The organism is Chitinophaga japonensis (genome assembly GCF_007830125.1).
Lineage (GTDB): Bacteria > Bacteroidota > Bacteroidia > Chitinophagales > Chitinophagaceae > Chitinophaga > Chitinophaga japonensis.
On sequence record NZ_VLLG01000002.1, the window covers coordinates 569,883 to 589,143 of the forward strand.

A 19,261-nucleotide genomic window follows, 5' to 3' on the forward strand; every position below is an offset into this window, starting at 1 on the left:
CGGAAAAATAGTTTATAACGTGAATGGCCCTTAGCGCCCCCGACTCATACAATCGGTTGCATAAAGTAAGGAAACCCTGCATAGAAATGCAAATATTTAGTGATGAGCGTACGATAATAACTGTTAATTGCCGTGCTTACTGCAGCGTGTCCCATATGACACTATAAACGTCGGCAGCCGTTAATTGTTGCTTACCAGCCAGTTGCGACCCGATCAGTACGGGGTGGAAGGCAGGATCTTCACTGATGCGGCCATGAGAGCCTTTGATGAGGGTAGCGTCCAGCGGTATCACGTCCATCAGGTAGCGGAAGCCCAGCTTTTTCTTCAGCAGCTTGCCCACGATCTTCAGCTTTACCAGCGGGTCAGCGGGATCCAGGAACATCTCCACGGGATCGTAGCCGGGCTTGCGGTGAATATCCACGATACGGGCAAAATCCGGGGCTTTGCTGTCATCCAGCCAGTAGTAATAGGTAAACCAGCTATCGCGGTCTGCTACCAGCACATAGTCGCCGCTGCGCTCGTGGTGCAGGTGATGCGCGCGTTTGCCTTCCCGGTCCAGCACCAGCTCCACACCGGGTATGTTTTCCAGTATGCCGCGTAGTTTGCGGTTGCAGCCTGGGTCATTGACATATACATGAGCCACCTGGTGGTCTGCCACGGCAAAGGCGCGGGAAGCGCCGGGGTCCAGCAGCTCCAGCCCTCTTTCCACCCGCACCTGCAGCAATCCCTCCTGGCGCAGCACCCGGTTTACATGCACCGGGTTATTGACCGGCGTAATGCCGTATTCAGACAGCAGTATCACCTGCGCGCCTTTCTGTTCGTAGAAGGTCACCAACTGCTTGCATACCTGGTCTATTTCCTGCAGCTCTTTGCTGATGCGGGCCGTGTCCGGGCCGAACTTTTGCAGGCAGTAATCCAGGTGCGGCAGGTAGATGAGTGTTAACGTTGGGTCGTACAGGTTATCCGTGAGCTGGGAAGCATCTGCTATCCATTGGGTGGACTTGATATTGGCGCCCGGCCCCCAGAACTGGAACAGGGGGAACTGCCCTAATTCTTTCTGTAAATGATCACGCAGGGTATCGGGGTGCGCATAGCAGTCCGGCAGCTTGCGGCCGTCCGAGAGGTAGTTGGGACGGGGCGTTACGGAATAGTTGGCGGTGGAATACATATTGTACCACCAGAACATTTTGGCGCAGGTAAAATCCGGTTGCAGGCGGCGCGCCTTGTCCCATATCTTTTCCGCCTGCACCAGTTTGTTGGATTGTTTCCAGAACTTCACTTCACTGTCTTCCCGGTCATACCAGCCGTTTCCTACAATACCGTGCACCGAGGGCCATTTTCCTGTTACATAAGTGCTTTGTACAGCAGTGGTAACGGCGGGCACCATAGGCGTTACCGTAGCCAGGTGATGCCGTTGTACGTATTGCTGCAAAAAGGGAGTATGCCCGCCTATTAACGATGCAGAGAGGCCTACTACATCAATCACAACTGTTTTTTTCATCCGTTAGTATCTGACATGCCTTTACAAATCCACATCAAAGCTAGGGAGCAGGCTTCACAATTCCAACTGTTGGCCTACCCATGCCAGCTCCCGGGATATGGAACGGTCCATGGGCAGCTTCAGGTCCGGGGGCAGTACTTCCCAGGTATAGGTTTCCACTTCCAGGTGGGTGGTAAACGGCTGTGCCCGTTGCAGGGCCAGCACCTGCCGGATATCTTCCTGGGTGGCGGACAGCAGCCCGTAATGATCTATGAACAACGGTACATGAAAATGGGAGCGCCACTCCTGCACCTGCGGGTTATCTGCATCCTCCAGCGCCTGGGGCAGATCCGGGTAGTGCGTGTAGCCGTTAGCGGTACGGCCAATTACCTGGTGCAGGTACACCGGCTCATTGAAGGTGCGGAAAGCGTTGATCACCGCCTGCCGCTCTTCGCTGCCGGCTGCCGGCAACAGCGCCTTGAGGGCCGCGCTGATCTGCAGCTTACCGGTTTTCAGGCCATGCTGCTGCAGGCGCGCCAGCACCTGGGCCGGCTGCTCATAAGCCAGCGCAAAGTGGCATACGTCGTAACAGAGCTGTACATGCGCTTTCAGCAGGTCTGCCGCCTCCTGCTCCGTTACGCCAAACTTATCTTCCAGGAAGGGAACGCCGGCCGGCAGCAGGTGCTGAAAATACCAGTCAATATATTCCTGGCTGTTTTCCAGCAGGCCATCCGGTTCGGGCTCTATGTCTATATGCAGCAACGGGCCGCCGCTATGGCGGATACGCACCAGTTGCTCCACTACCAGCAGCAGGTTGAGGGTAGCGCTTTCCGTAACGGCCGCCCTTTCTTCCGCGCAACGGCTCCATAGCTTATAGGACAAGGGAGCGGTGGACACGCCGCCTTCCATCCCTTCCGGCAGCAGCGCCGCCAGCAGGCGGAAAAGGCGTATGGTATAGGCTACCCGGTCTGCCGTGGTCCAGTCCGGCGTATGCACCTGGTCCTTTACCACGGTATTGTGAAAGCCGCCATAGGGGAACCCGTTCATGGTGAACACGTAACAGCCCTGCTCCTGCAGCCATGCCTTGAACGCCTGCAGGCTGGCTTCCTTGCTCAGCTCCAGGCTGGCCGTATTGGACAGGCGTAGTCCTATGCCGAAAGGTTGCTGCGGGCTCACCGCCGCTTTTACCAGCGGCACGTGCAACTGCAACTGCCGGAAATGCGCGTCCCAGTTCTCGCCGGGATGGATATTGGTGCAATAAGTAAGGTGTCCGTATTTAGTAAGCATAAGACAGTTCTTTTAACCTTTCCCCGGCTTTTTGCAGCAGGGCGGTGTCCATGTTGTTTACTTCCGCGCCCTGCCCGATGGCTTTGAGCAGGCAGATGGTGAGCCGGCCGCCGAGGTGCTCGCGGAACTCTTCCAGCCCCTTTACGAGGGGAGATACGCCCGGCTCCTGCATATCCAGCAGGGGATGGTACAGGGGCAGCTCCAGTTGCTGCAGCAAATGTAGGATGCGGTCCGCGGCGGCCTGGTCCAGCCAACCTAACAGGGATGAATATACGCTGTCCAGTGCAATGCCGATGGATACGGCTTCGCCATGCCGCAGGGAGAAATCAGTAAGCTGCTCCAGCTTGTGGGCGCTCCAGTGCCCGAAATCCAGCGGGCGGGAGGAGCCGCTCTCAAAAGGATCGCCGGCACCGCCAATATGGGCCATGTGCAGGGCTGCGCAACGGTGCACCAGTTCCTCCATGGCTTCCATGTTGCGGGCAGTTAAGGCCGCCGCATGTTCTTCCATCCATTCAAAGAAGGCGGCATCTTTTATCAGCGCCACTTTCACGGCTTCCACCATGCCGGAGCGCCAGTCGCGGGCATCCAGGGTGGTGAGGAAATGCGCATCGTTGAACACCGCTGCAGGCGGAGCAAAGGCGCCCAGGAAATTCTTCTTGCCATGGAAGTTGATACCGTTCTTTACGCCCACGCCGGAATCATTTTGCGATAATACGGTAGTGGGTATACGAATATGCCGCACGCCCCGGTGCGATACGGCGGCGGCAAAGCCTACCAGGTCCAGCACGGACCCGCCGCCGATACCGATCACAAAAGAGTGACGGTCTATGGCATGTTGATCAATGGCGTCCGCCAGCCGGAAGAACAGCGCTTCGTCATTCTTGGCCGCTTCCCCGCCGGGTATCACCATCACTGCCGCCAACTCTACTTCTTTTATTGCCTGCAGGTAAGCGCTTACCTGCTCCTGCAGGTAGGGATGGTGCTGCCATACGCCTTCATCCGCCACTACCAGCAGGCGCTTCCGGTAATGCCCGCTGGCCTGCTCCTGCAGGTAATCCTTCAGGCAGGTATTGGCTGGATCAAAAAGGTGGCTGGTGAAAAAAACACGGTAAGCATAGCTTACCTGGAAAGATTGCTGGATATAATGATTGCTGTACATCACAAACTCCGTTCTGGTGAATTGTTAAAGGGGAAAAGTACGAAATAATGCGCGGATATGCTAATGTACACCTGCGCACATTCCATCAGGTTACGGCGAACGCTTTTGCCAGCAGCAGCGACAGCGGCAGCAGCACCAGGATGGTAAGGGCATAGGGCAGGCTGGTGAATGCGGCTGCAAAAGCGGCATTCATGGCTACCAGCGCCAGGATGCCTCCTTTCACGGCCTTCCCGATATTGGGCCCGCTGGGATCTTTCATGGCTTTGATCAGCGGGGCATTGGTCATGATCATGAACAACAGGATAAAAGGAGCGGCGGACAACAGGCGCCCGTTCATCACGGCCAGCACGGCAATGGTGCCATATACCAGAGCGTAACAAACAGCAGCCAGGCGCAGGGTCCGGATGTTGCCACCATACACTTCCCCCCGGCTGATGGCGGTAACAGCGGCTATATACAGCACGGGTATGGCGGCTATCCAGGTGTAATGCTGCAGCACCGGCACTACCAGGCTGATGCCCAGCAGCAGGTTGAGGCCACGGCAAAGGCCCATGTTCACCGGCCCCCAGCCGGTATGCTTGCCCCATTTATCATATACCAGGGCGCTGGCCATAATGGACAGGGCTATGAACCCTGACACGCGGCTCACCGTGAAGGCGGCCAGTATACCTACGAGGAACAGGTAGCTGCCCAGTACTACGGCCTGGGTTTTGGATACCAATCCGCTGGGAATAGGGCGCTCCGGCCGCTCGGTCTTATCGAGCGACGCGTCAAATACGTCGTTGAACACCACCCCGCCACCATATAAACCAATAGTGGCCAGGCACAGGCAGGCCACGGGCAATAGATCCAGATAGCTTGTATAGGTCCTGTATAAAAAACCGGATATTGCTATTCCCGCCAGTATATCTGCCACGGCTGTCAAAAGGTTAGCAGGCCGGACCAGCCTCAGGTAACCTAGCGATTTGCTTAGAATATAACTCACCGGATATAGGGGGTTTTATCAATAATTCCTGGAACTCCATCCATATCGTTCTTAATGCATTAGCGAATGATGATCGCGTTCTTGTCTATCCGAGGCTGTTGTCCACCTCTCAGAACGGTGCTTCCGTTGAATTTCTCACGCTGGTCGATTTGTTTCACACGCTCAAAATCGGCTTCATTTATCTGCCCGCTTTGCGCAAAAGCAGTAATGGCGTTACGGTAAGTTACCAAATGAATGTCATTCAAGTCAATACCACTTTCGTGCATGAGCGCTGCGGTTTTAGGCACAGCGAGCGGGTCGCTGATGCCCCAGTCTGCCGCCGAATTGATCATAATGCGCTCACTGCCATACTGCTTTACCACTTCCACCATACGCTCATTCCCCATTTTGGTGAAGGGGTAAATGGTAAAGGCGGCCCAGAAACCACGGTCCAGCACTTCTTTCACGGTTTCCTCGTTATTGTGATCCACGATCACCATGCGGGGGTCCAGCCCATGCTCTATGGCAATATCCATACTGCGCTGGGTACCCTGTTTCTTATCCCGGTGCGGGGTATGTATCTGCACGGGCAGGTTGGCTTCCTTAGCCAGCTCCAGTTGTGCGCGATAGTATTTTTCCTCTGCAGGGGTCTGGTCGTCAAACCCGATCTCGCCAACGCCCACTACGCCCTCCTTGTAAATGAACAGCGGCAGTATCTCCATAACGGCTTCGGCCAGCTTCTCATTGTTCGCTTCCTTGGAATTGAGGCCAATGGTGCAATAATGCCTGATGCCGAACTGGGACGCGCGAAAGCGCTCCCACCCTATCAGACTGCTGAAATAATCCCGGAAAGTATCCACACCGGTACGCGGTTGCCCCAGCCAGAAGGCCGGCTCGATGATGGCCATTATGCCGGCATCTGCCATGGCCTGGTAATCATCAGTGGTACGCGAGGTCATATGTACATGCGGGTCAAAGAAGCGCATGCCTTTGATACGATCCAGGTAATCGGGCAGCGTGGTCAGCGGCTGCAGGTCCTTTTCTGTAAGCTGTTGGCTACAACACATTTTTATCGGTTTTCTGTATCTCCAAAAGTGATTAGATCATAACTGCGCGGCCAGGCGGGCCCAGGTGAGGGCCCCTCCTGCTATTTCCCGCTCCAGCGAGGGCGATTGCCGCAGCAGTTCCTTTGCCGGCGCATACGACGTCCGGTGGCAGGCCAGGGCGGCGGCGGCTTTGTCTGTATCCCGGCCGGAGCGCCACACCCGCTCTATGTCCGGCAGGGTAGCGGCATCTATAAAAGGCGCCACCAGCCGCCACAACATCGGGTCTACGGTACGGCCGGCTGCCCAGCGCTCATGGGCGTAATCCGTTAATATGGCGGCCAGGCGGGCATTGGCCCGCTCGTCCAGCCCGGTAATGCGATGCACCGGCTTTTCCGTAAAGAACGCCTTCAGCACCAACTGGTTCCACGCGGGTTCGTCCAGGTACCGCGCCGGGTAAGGGTTCTCCAGCATAATAGCCTCCAGCACCGTGCCGATATTGGACCGGATGCCTTCCGCCGTGCGCAGCTTCCATTCCTGCGGCCAGGCCAGCAGGGGAAGGGCGCCGTAGAGGGCCACCAGCTCATTCATTTCAGCGGCATCGAACAGGCCTTCTATGGTCTGCACATAGCGCTCCCGGTCGTCTGCCGGCCACTGCAGCAGCCACCACGTACGGACCAGCCGGTCTAACGTATAGTCCTGCACGAAAAATCCATGAGCGGTTTCCCTTAAATCGTTGATGATACCGGTGGGTAACACTAAAATTTCTTTGCCGGTAAAACGGGGAATAGCACTAAAGGTCAGGTTAAATTGCTGTACTGTTTTAGTGTCCTGTAACACATTACTGCGTTGCAACAGCCAGTTGCGTGCCTGGCTGGAACTATGCTGCTCAATAATGGCATAGAGTAATGCGCTTACACTGTTCCTGTCATAGTCATATGGATGCTCCATTTGCGCCCTGATTCTAGCCGGTAAAATAGCCGATTGACAGGATAAAGATAGCAGAATTTGATGAACGGAGAAAATAGCCGATGAAGGCGTTACCGCGTACCCTGCGCTACGGGCCTGCTGCGGGCAGCCATTGGCGCGGTGTTGCCGGTGTCCACCCTTATTTCCTGCACAACGAATGCTCCCAGGCGGACGCCCTGCTGCAGACCATGCTCAATAGCTGAACGGTAATGAATGCCACCATATAAACGGCTGATGGCGGCTTCTTCTGCCGCCTGCCGGAAAGACGTATAGCTGCGCTGGCCGGCGCCGTACTCTACTTCCGTGGTATCTGTAAAAGCCACCTGGTCGCCAAACAAGCGGGTGAGGGTAACGGCGGTTGCGCCGGATACCACGCTGTGGCCGCTGGTGTATTCCGGGAAAGGCGGCGTTTGCAGCAAGGGCTCCCAGGCAGGGTCTATCTCCCGGTTGATAATGGTTTGCGGGCGGATCACGTGGCTGCGGTACTTCTCATCCCAACAGGAAATAAAGGCGTCCAGCAGGGTGGCCGATGCCAGGGCGTATGCCTGCGCCGTTCTTACATATCCCGCGCCGGCCAGCCGGCTGGCAATGGCAGTAATACCCATCCAGTGGCCGCCGGGCGTGATCTTCTTGGTGGCAAACATGGCGTGGCCGGTATGATGCATCACAAACGGATTGCAGTCCCAGAAGCTGGCAATGGCCTGCTGCTCCGGCGTAAGCCGGGTACAGGTGTCGTACACTTCCATCATATCCCGGTAGAAGGGGCTGCCGGGACGCAGGTCAAAGGACAGCGCGGGCGGGGGCCGGAACTGGTTGCAGGAGTCTATGATCAGCGGGTGAATGGTTTGCCAGTAAGGCTCTATAGCATCCATATAATCCGGCGGCGTGGGCTGCCAGCTTCCTTTTTCGCGGCTAACGGTGTAGCGGGGATAGCCCCGGCTTTCGCGGTAATTGTCTTTGTTTGCGCGCTCCAGCACCTTAGCGCCTACGGCCTCCCCGAAGGCCAGGGAGCTCCGGATCACCTCCTCCGCCAGCCCGGCGTCCCGGAAACGGGCATACAGGCGCTGCTCAAATACCTTCAGCGTATCCGTGGAAAAGGTCACCTGCTGCGCCACCACCTGGAAAGCCCGGGCGCCGGCCAGCAGGAAATTATAGCTCCTGCCCTTTTCCGGCTGCGGCATGGACGGAAAGTCCCGGAACTGCGCGGCCAGGGAAGGGTACTGCGGCTCCGCAAAGCGCGCCGCTTCATACATAGCCAGGGAGGAGTAGGCATAGATACGGCTGGCCACGGGCGGGGAAAAAATGTCATACACCATTACATCCGTCAGCCGCTTCATGGACCAGTGGAGCACTTCCGGGTCCTGCAGCAGCGCCGGGTCTCCCCTGGGTGCGGGCTGCCGGCAGCCTGCGTTGCATAGCAGGATGACCATCAACAACCGTGTATAATATCGTTTCATGGTAAGGTAAGGGTTCGTTTGTTGCCACTATAATCTGTAATATCCACTTTATTGACGGACGCGGTAAAGGACAGGTAGCGGCCGGACTGCGACAGGAAGCTTTGCCCGTAGGCAAATTCCTGCTTTTGCGTATGCCCGTCCGCGTAGTAAACGGTGGCCCAGGCGTCGTTCCTGCGCAGGGGCAGCACCTGTGCGCGCCGCTGCTGGCGGAATACCTTCAGGGGCCCCTGGTTCTGGGAAGCGGCCAGCAGCAGGCGGCCCTGCCGGTCCTTCAGTTGCACCAGCGCCTTGCCGTCGCCGGGAATATAGATGCCGCTGCTCCGTATATCCGCGGGCGTAAACCCGCCTTTGCCATTGCCCAGCAGCACCAGCCCGTTCAGCGCATCGTAACGGCCTAATGACACGTCCGTGCCAAAGTCGTTCCCATTGATCACCACATCCAGGTTGCCATCGCCATTCACATCGGCCGCCAGCATTCCATAAACGGGCGCCAGTTGGGCCTGCACCGGCAGGGGATGGCAGGTAAAGCGGCCCTTGCCCCTGTTCTCCCAGTAGCAGGACCGCAGGTTGGCCGCCTGCAGGTGCAGGGCCTGCTGCAGTTCCTCTGGCTTCAGCACTTCCCGGATCGTAGCTACGGCAAAATCATGGTACTTCGGAAAGCGGGCACGCATCATGATCATCTGCTTGATAAGGTCGTCCCGGGTATGGGCGGGAAACTCCCGGCGCCGGCCGGCGCTGTCCGGCAGGTACAGGACCGGCACCGCATCGTAGCTGCCGTTACGGTCAAAATCGGCGGCATAGATGCTCACCGGTTCCCGGCTACTGGCGCGGTACAGGGTATTAAGCCCGGTATTGCCGGCTATGTAGTCCATATCGCCGTCATTGTCAAAATCGCCGGCCAGCAGGCTGCTCCACCAGCCGGTTTCGGTATCCATGCCGGTGGCGGCAGGCTCAAACTTTCCATTTTTATTATGCAGGAAAACAGGCGACATCCACTCACCTGCCAGCAGCAGGTCCATCCAGCCGTCATTATCATAGTCGGTCCACAGGGCATCGCATACCAGGCCGGCCTGCTGCAGGGCAGGCGCCGCCTGCGCGGTAATGTCGGTAAACTGCACGGTGCCATCACGGGTATCATTCCTCAGCAGGTAGCTGCTCACGGGAGCAGGGTATTTGCCCGGCTCTACCCGGCCGCCGACAAACAGGTCCAGGTCCCCGTCCCGGTCAAAATCTGCGGCCTTTACGCAGGATTTACTGGTATGGATAGCAGGCACTGCGCGGGAGGCATCCGTAAACCCGGCGTAGCCGTTATTGAGATACAGGCAGTCGCGGTAGCTGAAGCTGCCGGCCCTGTTCTCGCAACTGCCGCTGGCGATGTACAGGTCCAGGTCATCGTCCCCGTCTACATCCAGCAGGAGGCAGCCCATGTCCTCCGCACCTTTACCGTCGGGCAGGCCGGGCAGCAGGTCCTTCTGCACAAAACCTTCGCCCGGGAACTGCAGCAGGAAAACGCCGTGGTGCTGGGTAGCGCCGCCAATAAAAATATCATCCAGGCCATTGCCATCCACATCCCCTACGGCCAGCGCGGGGCCGTATTGCGAGAATTTGTGAGGCAGCAACTTCTGGTCATTGAAGTCTATGTAATCAAACTCTGCGTGCTTAAACGTTACCTGGCAACTGTCCCCGGCGTCGGCAAACAGGGGCGCTACCGGCTTTTCCATTTGCGGCGGGGCCGGGCTGGCGGCGGCGTAGTCGGCGGTCAGCACCTGGTTGGCGGCTACATTGCGCCATACCTGTACCTTGCCATCGGGCCAGGTCACCTTTACGGCCTGCACGGTATCAGTTCCGCCCAGGCCAAAATGGGCCACATTCTCTACGGAGGACAGGTACCCGCGGTAAATGGTATTTTCATACACCTGCCGGCGCGTTCCATCTTCCGCTATTTCCACCCAGGCGCCGAGCGCCTGGCGATTGGCCGGCGGGCCTTTCCATTGTATGCGCAGCCAGCGGGCGGTGCTGCGGCCCCGGTTCTCATATACAAAAGCGGCATCGTCTATATTATTGACCACGTAGTCCAGGTCGCCGTCCCGGTCCAGGTCAGCATAGGCCGCACCGTTGGAGAAGGAAGGCAATTGCATGCCCCATTGGGCGGTAACATCCGAGAAAGTAAGATCGCCATTGTTACGGAAGGCGTAGTTGGAGATCTTTACCCGGGGTATCTGCTCCAGCATAAATTCCGTAGACGCGTAAGGCGTAGCCATGGCGCGGAATGATACAAAATCATGATCAGTAATGTCCCGGGGAAAACCGTTGGTGATCAGTACATCACGGAAACCGTCGTTATCAAAATCCACCACCATGGGCGCCCAGCTCCAGTCCGTCTGCGCAATGCCGGCCAGGAAACCGATATCGCTGAACACTACGGCGGGGATGCTGTCCGGCCCGGGCACCGTGCCGCAGTTGAGCTGCAGCATATTGCGCGGGTACTGGTGCTGGTAACCGTACTGGTCGTTATTGATGTAGGTGAAATAATTGTTGGCGTTCATCATCATTTTCTTGCGCAGGTTGTTTTCCGGCAGCATATCCAGGCAGATGATGTCGGCCAGGCCATCGTTGTTGATATCATTGATATCCGTGCCCATGGCGGAATAGGCGGTGTGCTTGTAATAAGCGGCGGAGCGGTCGGTAAAGGTGCCGTTACGGTTATTGATATATAATATGTCGTTGGTAAGATAGTCGTTGGCTACATAGATGTCTTTCCAGCCGTCGCGGTTAATGTCCGCGATGTTCAGGCCCAGGCCGTAGCCTTCAATGAGGATGCCGGCCTGCCGGGACACGTTGGTGAACAGCGGATGCTGCAGGGAATCGCTCCAGTCATTGCGGTACAGGCGGTCGGTATTCAGGTTGCTGCCGTCCAGGGTGCGGGGCTTGTACTTGCTGGGATAGCGGGCGGAGTCTATCTGGTTGGTCAGCACGTAGAGGTCCAGGTCGCCGTCATTATCATAATCAAAGAAAGCGCCCATTACGGAATGGCCGGCATCGTCAATGCCGTACTCCTTTGCCATTTCCCGGAAGCGGGGAATGCCGTCAGTACCGGGGCCCTGGTTCACGAACAGCATGTTGCGGCGGGCCCCGCTATCGGGCTGCATGGAGGCGCATACATAGAGGTCCGGCCGGCTGTCGTTATTGATATCTATTACGGCAACGCCGGTACTCCACTTGCCGCTACCGGCCACACCGGCCGTTGCCGTTACATCCTTAAAACGCAGCCCGCCTTCATTCAGGTAGAGGCGGTTGGGCACCATATTGCCGGTGAAATAGATATCGGGCAGGCTGTCGCTGTTAAAGTCCGCAATGGCTACGCCGCCGCCGTTGTAGATGTATTCAAAGTTGAGGATATTGAGGCTGTCGCTGTCGGTAATGGCATTGTTAAAATCAATACCGGAGTGTGCGGCCGGTACTAACCTGAATAAGGTATCCTGCCGGTGGCAAGCAATTAGCCAAAATCCAAATCCCAAAATCCAGAGACGGAAATTCCAAATCCCAAATACCCAATCCCAAACGGGAACAAAAATGTCAATAGTAAACCCAACTGCTGTTTGGATTTTGGAATTTGGATTCTGGGACTTGGATTTTGGCATCTTAACGTGGTTTTGCACTCTCGGGAAAAGCGGGGGGATGTAAATAAAAGAGAGGCACAAGTGCCTCTCCTTCCGCCATTCTAAAACCTGATCAATAATCAGGATTCTGTTCCAGAGCAGAGACCCCATTGGTCGCGCTCAAATCAATTTGCCGTTGCGGTATCGGGTAGTATAAGTTCTTCGGTTCCCTGAATTGTGCGCCTCTTAAAAGGCTCATAATTGACGTTTCGTATGCAATATAAGCATTTAAAGTGGAACTTGCTTCTCCCCAGCGCACTAAATCAAAAAATCTGTGCCCTTCCATGGCCAGCTCCAGTTTCCGCTCAAAGTGAACAGCCCTGCGGGCAGCGGCCTGATCCGTCCATGCAGCGTCATAAGTACCAATCACATAGTTGGCCGCGGGTGTGCCGTCGGGTTTCTTGACCCAGCTCTGGTCGTCCATCGCTCTTTCGCGCACCATATTCACGTATTCCCGGGCTTTTTCCAGGGAACCTATCTCCACTTCGCATTCTGCGGCCCAGAGGAGCACGTCGGCATAACGGACCAGGATATAATTGATGGCGGTGAGACCATTGGTCCAGGAAGAACCGTCCGTGAGCACTTTTTCCTGGGATTTATAATACACATTCTTCTTGGGAGAGTAGGGACCGCCATTGCCCTGGTCGCGGATCCAGGAAGCGCCGGGATGGTTGCCCCAGTCCAGGTAAGGAATGCCCCTGCGGCCTGCCACCCAGTCCAGGCGGGGGTCCAGCCGGCCGGCGTCCGGGGTGAAAGGATCGGTGGCCAATATCCCCTGGTCGCTTTTTACCTGGTTGGCACCTTCGTTATAGGAGCCGTCCAGCAGCGGCAGGCCATTGGCATCCGTACGGTAGGAGTTTACCAGCTCCTGGGTAGGCTGGAAAAATCCGCAGCAGCCGCCGGGGGTGTTTTCCGGGTTATGCGGGAAGTTCAGTATCTGGTCGGGATTGGCGTTGTTGCCGCCGCCGCCGTCATTTACAGACGCCTGCACGGCAAAAATGGATTCCCGGCCGTTCTTGGTCTCCGCATTGTAGTTGTCCTGGTAGCGGGGCTCCAGGCCAAACCTGGTGCCCCTGGGGTTTACACCGCTGGCAATAATGCTTTCCAGGATGGGTTTTGCCTCGGCATATTTCTTTTGAAACATGTAGGCTTTGGCCAGGAAGGCGGCGGCCACCCATTTATTGGCGCGGCCTATCTGCCCCATCAGCTCGGGCAGGCTGTCATAAGCCGCTTTCAGGTCGGCTTCTATCCTGGGCCAGGCGTCTTCGGTATTCCCTACTTTATAATTATTATTCACATAATCGATCGTCTCATCTACATACGGAATGTTATTCCACATCTTCTTGGCTTCCAGGTGGTAATACCCGCGAAGGAAGCGGGCCTCCCCGCGGATGCGCACGCGGTCCTCGTCACTTACGTCCGCCAGGGCCAGTGATTTCAGTACGTTGTTGGAACGGGCCACGCCGTCGTACACCGCTTTCCACTTGGTATTGAAGTACTCATTGGTGGGCAGGCCCTCATACCTTTCTATGGGGTTTACGTCTGCCTGGTCACCGGCATTGGAGCCCTTGTGGGCATCGCCGCCCGCAATGGAGCCATACACCCAGTTGGTACAGGAAGATTGCCAGTTAAAGCCGTTGTAGTTGCCGTCCAGCACTGCGTAGGCGCCTATCAGGAGCTCTTCCACGCCTTTTTTGGTGGCGGCATCCGCATCCCCCAACTGCCCGATCGGGTCCCGGGTCAGGAAGGATTTCCTGCAGGCGTACAGGACCATGGCCGCTATGACCGCCATTGCCAACAACCCTATGATCGCTTTGTATGATTTCATTTGTGAATATTTTATTAATTAATGGTCAAATGGAACCGGCATTTACATGGATGTCCACCTGAAAAGTCTGTCACGCCGGTTTCATATCTTTAATTCATTTATACGTTAGAAAGTAGCGCTCAGGCCCAGTATGAACTGCCGGGTCAGCGGATAGTTACCATAGTCCACGCCGAAATTGGTGTCCACGCCGCTCACGGCGGGGTCCAGCCCTTCATAGTCCGTGATCGTGAACAGGTTGGTGGTCTGCACATATACCTTCAGCTTTTCGATACCCGCCCGTTTGGTAACGTAGTTGGGCAGGGTGTAGCTAAGCTGCACGTTCCTGGCCCGGATGTAGGCGCCATTTTCCATATAGTAGGAATTAGGCTGGGTATTGGTGCTGAAATTGGACACATCCTCGAAGATGGGCGTAGTAGCGCCTTTGTTCTGCGGGGTCCAGGAGTCCAGCACCCGGTCGCTGATGGCCTGCCCCGGGAAAGAGGGGAAGAAGTCCGTAAACCAGCGGGTATAGTTGATCACCTTGGCGCCCTGCACGGTATAGAGGAATATGTTGAAATCAAAATTCCTGTACCCGATGGTAAGGTCCAGGCCGGAGGTGAGGCGGGGATTGGGGTCCCCGAAGAACACGCGGTCTGCCGGGGTGATCCTGTTATCGCCATCCACATCCCGGTATTTAAAGCGGCCCGGGGCGGCGCCGTCCTGCTCGGGGCTGTCCTTTACGTCGTTATCATCCTGGAAAAGCCCCACCACATCATATCCATAGAATGCGGAGATAGGATGGCCCACCTGGTTGCGGGTAAAGGTGCCTATACGGGTAGAGCCGAAGCTGTTGCCGTCAAAATAGTCCACCCCTTCCGCCAGCTTGGTGATCTCATTTGTATAGGTAGTGAGGGTGAGGTTGGCTTCGTAGCGCCAGTTCTTCGAAAAGTTGCCGCGTTTGATGATCTGCAGGTCTATACCCCGGTTGAGCATACTGGCCACGTTGATAGTGGGATAGGTTACCTGGCCCACGGTGGCAGGCAGTTCGGGATTATACAGCAGGTCGTTGGTGCGCTTGTGATACCAGTCAAAAATAATGTCCAGGGTATTGTTGAACAGGGTAGCATCCAGGCCGATGTTGGTGGTGATGTTGGTTTCCCAGCGGCCTTCCGGGTTGCCTATCCTGGCCTTGTTGATACCTTCCTGGGTGGAGGTGCTGGAACCGTCTATAGCATAAGCGGAAAAGGAGGCGCTGGCGGCATAGAGGTTATACTGGTTGTTGAGATCTATGCGCTGGTTGCCCATTTTACCCCAGCCACCGCGGACCTTCAGCTCATTAAGCCAGGAAACGTTCCGCAGGAAATGCTCCTGGCTGATGCGCCAGCCGCCGGAAATAGCGGGGAAGGTACCATAGCGGTTGGCAATCCCGAAGTTGGAAGAGCCGTCCCTTCTCACCACCAGGCTGACAAGGTACCTGTCCATCAGGGTATAATCCACTTTACCGAAAATGGAGAAGATATGGTTGCCGGGGCTGCCATCGCTGTTCACCGTACGGCCGGATGACTGGGTGGTGGTCAGCGTGCGGTAGTTCACTACATTGGTAAAGGGATTGAGGCCGGTACCGGAAATATTGCGGCCTGCGCCATCGCGGATGGCTTCTATACCCAACAGGGCCTTAATATCATGGATACCGAAGGTATGCTGGTAGCGGGCGGTATTGGTCCAGGTCCAACTGTAGCCGTAGCCGGCGTTCTCAAACAACAGGTCGTTACCTATATTCTCCGAGTTCTCATAGGTACGGGAGGTAATGCCGTTGGCATAAAAGCTGAACAGGCCACCTCCGAAACTGCTGCGGAAGGTGAGGTCTTTCAAGAGGTCTACTTCTGCATATACGTTGCCGAACAGGCCGAAAGCATGCCCCTTGTTATCTTTTGAACGGGTCTGGTTGGCTACCGGGTTGCTGGGGTTATTAAACCCTTTGGCCGCGGTGCCGGCCCAACCGCCCATGATGTCATATACCGGGATAAGCGGGTTCATACGGTATGCGAGGGAAATGGCGTTGCCTTCATTCAGGTTGGTGAGCTGCGGGTTGTCGCGGTAGGACATCTGAATGTTTTCACCAATGCGTACCCGGTTGCCGATGGTAAATTCTGAATTGGCGCGGATCGTATACCTTTTCAGGTAGGTATTGAGCACTACGCCTTCCTGATCGTAGTAGCCAAAGCCCACGTAAAAGCGGGAATTGTCGCTGCCGCCGGACAGCCCTACGGCATGCTGCTGGATGGGGGCTGTGCGGGTGATCTCATCGTACCAGTCCGTGCCGGCTTTATTGGCCCTTACGATCTGGTAAATGGGCCCTTTGTTAAAATCAACATTATACAGGCTGGGGTCCAGTGCGGGATCTCCTTCAAATACGCCGTTCTTATCACCGGCGCGTATATAATCAGGCAGTACGGGGTCTACACCGGTACCGTACTGATCATGCCTGGGATTGCCATTGGCTTCCACTTTCCCGGCATTGCGCAGGGCGGTCCAGGTGTAGCGGGCGGTTTGCTCCGGGTTCAGCATGGAAAAGCCTTTACCGGGTGTTTGCCAACCGTAGGAACCGTCATAGGTCACCTTCAGCTTACCGCTGCGGTTGCCTTTTTTGGTGGTGATCACGATCACGCCGGCGGAGGCGCGGGCGCCATAGATAGAAGCGGAACCGGCGTCTTTCAGTACGGTAGTCGTCTCAATATCAAAGCTGTTGATATTCTCAATACTGAAGGTAGGCACCCCGTCCACAATGTACAGCGGCTCGTTGCCGGCAAAGGAGGCAAAGCCCCTGATGCGCACCAGGCTGGTGGTGCCGGGCTGCCCGGAGGTAAGCACGGTAAGGCCCGCAACGCGGCCCTGCAACTGTTGTTCCGCGTTACCGGCCGGTACGGCTACCAGCTCGTCTGCTTTCACGGTAGAAACAGCGCCGATGATCTCCTTTCGCTGCTGGGTGGTGTACCCTGTTACTACCAGCTCATTGAGCGAGCTGGCGGAGGTTTCCAACTGGATGTTGAGCGTGGAGGCTGTGCCCACGGTTACTTCCCGGGGCTTGTATCCTACAAAAGTTACTACCAGTATGGCGTTGGCGTCGGGTACCGTTAATGAAAAGGCACCATTCACATCGGTGACGGTGCCAGTGCTGGTTCCCTTAACCTGTACGGTAGCTCCCAGTACAGGTTCACTATTTTCTGAAATAACTTTACCGGAGATCTTTTTTTGGGCAAAGGTGCTGTTGACGCATAACAATAATAGCATACAACAGCACCCTGCCACAAAGTGGTGGTAGATTTTTTTCATAACGTGGCTTTATAAAGACTTAGTGGAGTGTAACTAACTATCTTTTAGATTTTGGTTGTTTCGCAGTTAATAAGTAAAAGGATTACATGACGACGTATTGTACATGATAGATCCAAGCTCTCAGATTTTGGTTGTGCTAATCAACTATTGCTTCGTTATTTTGAATTCTACTCCCAATTTATAACTTTATTTTAACATTTACAAGTGCCCAATTAACATTTTTTGAAAAACCTTCGTTGAATAAGAGTGGGATAGCAGTTTGTTAAGGAATTTATCCCAATCATTTATAATTTGTGTTAAAATACTATATAACGGATGAAACTATTCATGAAAATATTTAACATCATCTTCTGCGGGGTATTTATCCTTTTTGCGGGATTGCAATACAACGATGCTGATCCCTACATATGGATGCCCATCTACCTGTACACTGCTGTATTATGTGCGCTGGCCGCGCGGAAGCAGTTTTACCGCGGCGCTTACCTGGCGGGCATCCTGGTGTACCTTGCGTATGCTACTTACCTGTTCTTCGACAAATATGGGGTGATGAGCTGGGCCACGGAGCACCAGGCAGAAAATATAGCTCAAAGTATGAAAGCCACCAAGCCCTGGATAGAGGAAACCCGCGAATTCTTCGGGCTGTTCATTCTTGTGATCGTGCTGTTGATCAACTACACGTATGCCAGCCAGCGCGCATTAAAAAAGCAACGGAAAAAAGTGCTGAAGAAGCGTAAAATAATTAATAATTAATTCCAACCTCAGTAGTAGCGCCCCATCAGCTTGTGCTCTACAATGGCCCTGCGCAGCTCCAGCATATTTACGGCGCCCTGCTTGCGGAACACGACCCTGCCGCCCGGCTCCACCAGTAATGTATAGGGCAGCGCGCCCTGCCAGTCAGGGTCTACCGCTTCTATCAACTGGTATTTGTCTGCGCCGCTGTAAAGGTAATTTTTGTTGGAGGCTTCCAGCTTTTTCAGCATGGCCAGGGCCTTGTCCTTCTTATCGGGATTATCAGTAGTGATGGTGATGAATTCAAAATCGCGTTCGCGGTACATGCGGTCTGTATTCACAAACTCGGGCAGCTCCTGTATACAGGGGCCGCACCAGGTAGCCCATATATTAATGAGGCGCAGCTTGTCGCCGCTATTGCCCACCAGCTCCTTTACACCGGCGGCATCCAGCATATCCAGGGTCACGGGACGCCGGGCCCATTCCGCGTTGATCTTTTTACTCCACTCATCTTTCCAGGCCCATTTGATGGAACAGCCAAAGGTTTTCTGCACGGGATGCGCCACCTCCTTTTGTTGCAGCAGGGCATCTATGGCGCTGCGAATATCTTCCGCCTGGCCGGTGCCGGGCTTTTCCTTACTGTCCAGCCGGCCGGTATAGCGCAGCTTGCGGGCTTCGTCAAATACAAAAGCATGCGGCGTGGCCACCGGGCCGTAGGCAATGGATACCTGCTGGTCATCCCCATCATACAGGTACGGGAAGTTAAAGTCATGCTGCTTAGCCCGCAACTGCATCTCCTCATAGGTGTCGCCCATCTCCGTATAACCCAGCTCCCCGAGGTTCACTGCAGCGGGACTGTTGGGCGATATCACCACTACCGCCACCTGCTTTGCTGCATAATCCTTTGCCAGTTGCTTAATGCGCTCTTCATACGCCTGCGCCGTGGGGCAGTGATTACAACTGAAAATAACGGCCAGCACTTTGGCGTCCGCGAAGCTGTTGAGCGTGTAGGTTTTCCCGTCCGTACCCTTCAGTAAAAAAGCGGGCGCAGCAGCGCCAATGGAAAGGGTAACCGGTTCCGGGTGATCCTGGGCCGGCAGGGAAAGGGTGTATAAAAGTGCGAGCAGTTGGAGGAAGTATGTTTTCATCCCGTGAAGTTTTTTATGCTGTTCGTGAATGTGCAACATAAGATAGGAAAAGATCACGGGATTAGGAAGGGGGAATACCAGCTCTAAGATTAATCTTTTGATGCTGTAAGTTTTTCCAGATCATCCAGGTCTTTATACCGGCCAGCAGCTTTCTTGGCCTGAATAAGATTATTTATATGTATGAAGCGGATAAACAAAAGGCTTTTACCAGTTTCTCATAGTTCTC

At 55.3% G+C, this 19,261-nt stretch carries 12 protein-coding genes; 1 reads left to right on the plus strand and 11 read right to left on the minus strand.

Annotation, left to right across the window (positions count from 1 at the left end; all coding sequences use genetic code 11):
* Positions 1-136: 136 nt before the first annotated feature.
* The 10 genes from LX66_RS02185 to LX66_RS02230 all read right to left on the minus strand — a co-directional run bounded on the left by LX66_RS02185 (position 137) and on the right by LX66_RS02230 (position 17,158).
* Positions 137-1,501 carry an alkaline phosphatase family protein gene (locus LX66_RS02185; protein ID WP_145710255.1) on the minus strand — a complete coding sequence of 455 codons (1,365 nt, stop codon included), beginning with the start codon at positions 1,499-1,501 and terminating at the stop codon, positions 137-139.
* Positions 1,502-1,555: 54 nt separating this feature from the next.
* Positions 1,556-2,767 carry a metabolite traffic protein EboE gene (gene eboE / locus LX66_RS02190; RefSeq protein WP_145710256.1) on the minus strand — a complete coding sequence of 404 codons (1,212 nt, stop codon included), beginning with the start codon at positions 2,765-2,767 and terminating at the stop codon, positions 1,556-1,558.
* Positions 2,757-3,926, minus strand: a complete 1,170-nt coding sequence (locus LX66_RS02195) for a 3-dehydroquinate synthase (RefSeq protein ID WP_145710257.1) — start codon at positions 3,924-3,926, stop codon at positions 2,757-2,759. Before LX66_RS02195 ends, eboE begins: the two co-directional genes overlap by 11 nt.
* Before the next feature lie 85 nt (positions 3,927-4,011).
* The gene (eboC, locus tag LX66_RS02200) at positions 4,012-4,911 is read right to left on the minus strand and encodes a UbiA-like protein EboC (protein ID WP_145710258.1); all 900 of its coding nucleotides are present in this window, start codon (positions 4,909-4,911) and stop codon (positions 4,012-4,014) included.
* Positions 4,912-4,970: 59 nt separating this feature from the next.
* The gene (locus LX66_RS02205) at positions 4,971-5,957 is read right to left on the minus strand and encodes a TatD family hydrolase (RefSeq protein ID WP_145710259.1); all 987 of its coding nucleotides are present in this window, start codon (positions 5,955-5,957) and stop codon (positions 4,971-4,973) included.
* Positions 5,958-5,993: 36 nt separating this feature from the next.
* On the minus strand, positions 5,994-6,884 hold the full coding sequence (locus LX66_RS02210) for an EboA domain-containing protein (protein ID WP_145710260.1): 891 nt from the start codon (positions 6,882-6,884) through the stop codon (positions 5,994-5,996).
* Positions 6,885-6,973: 89 nt separating this feature from the next.
* Positions 6,974-8,359, minus strand: a complete 1,386-nt coding sequence (locus LX66_RS02215; RefSeq protein WP_145710261.1) for a vanadium-dependent haloperoxidase — start codon at positions 8,357-8,359, stop codon at positions 6,974-6,976.
* Complete coding sequence (locus LX66_RS02220; protein ID WP_244620261.1) at positions 8,356-11,877, minus strand: VCBS repeat-containing protein; 3,522 nt, start codon at positions 11,875-11,877, stop codon at positions 8,356-8,358. The genes LX66_RS02215 and LX66_RS02220 overlap by 4 nt, the downstream gene beginning before the upstream one ends.
* Before the next feature lie 214 nt (positions 11,878-12,091).
* Positions 12,092-13,846, minus strand: coding sequence for a RagB/SusD family nutrient uptake outer membrane protein (locus tag LX66_RS02225; protein WP_145710263.1), 1,755 nt, complete (start codon positions 13,844-13,846; stop codon positions 12,092-12,094).
* Positions 13,847-13,951: 105 nt separating this feature from the next.
* Positions 13,952-17,158 carry a SusC/RagA family TonB-linked outer membrane protein gene (locus LX66_RS02230; protein ID WP_145710264.1) on the minus strand — a complete coding sequence of 1,069 codons (3,207 nt, stop codon included), beginning with the start codon at positions 17,156-17,158 and terminating at the stop codon, positions 13,952-13,954.
* Between the two features lie 315 nt (positions 17,159-17,473).
* Here LX66_RS02230 and LX66_RS02235 point away from each other — a divergent pair, with 315 nt between their 5' ends.
* A complete protein-coding gene (locus tag LX66_RS02235) occupies positions 17,474-17,908 on the plus strand; it encodes a transmembrane 220 family protein (protein ID WP_145710265.1) in 435 nt (144 codons plus the stop codon).
* Positions 17,909-17,916: 8 nt separating this feature from the next.
* Here the strand turns inward: LX66_RS02235 and LX66_RS02240 are convergent, their stop codons facing one another.
* Entirely contained in the window at positions 17,917-19,035 is a 1,119-nt protein-coding gene (locus LX66_RS02240) for a redoxin family protein (protein WP_145710266.1), read from the minus strand.
* Positions 19,036-19,261 lie beyond the last annotated feature (226 nt).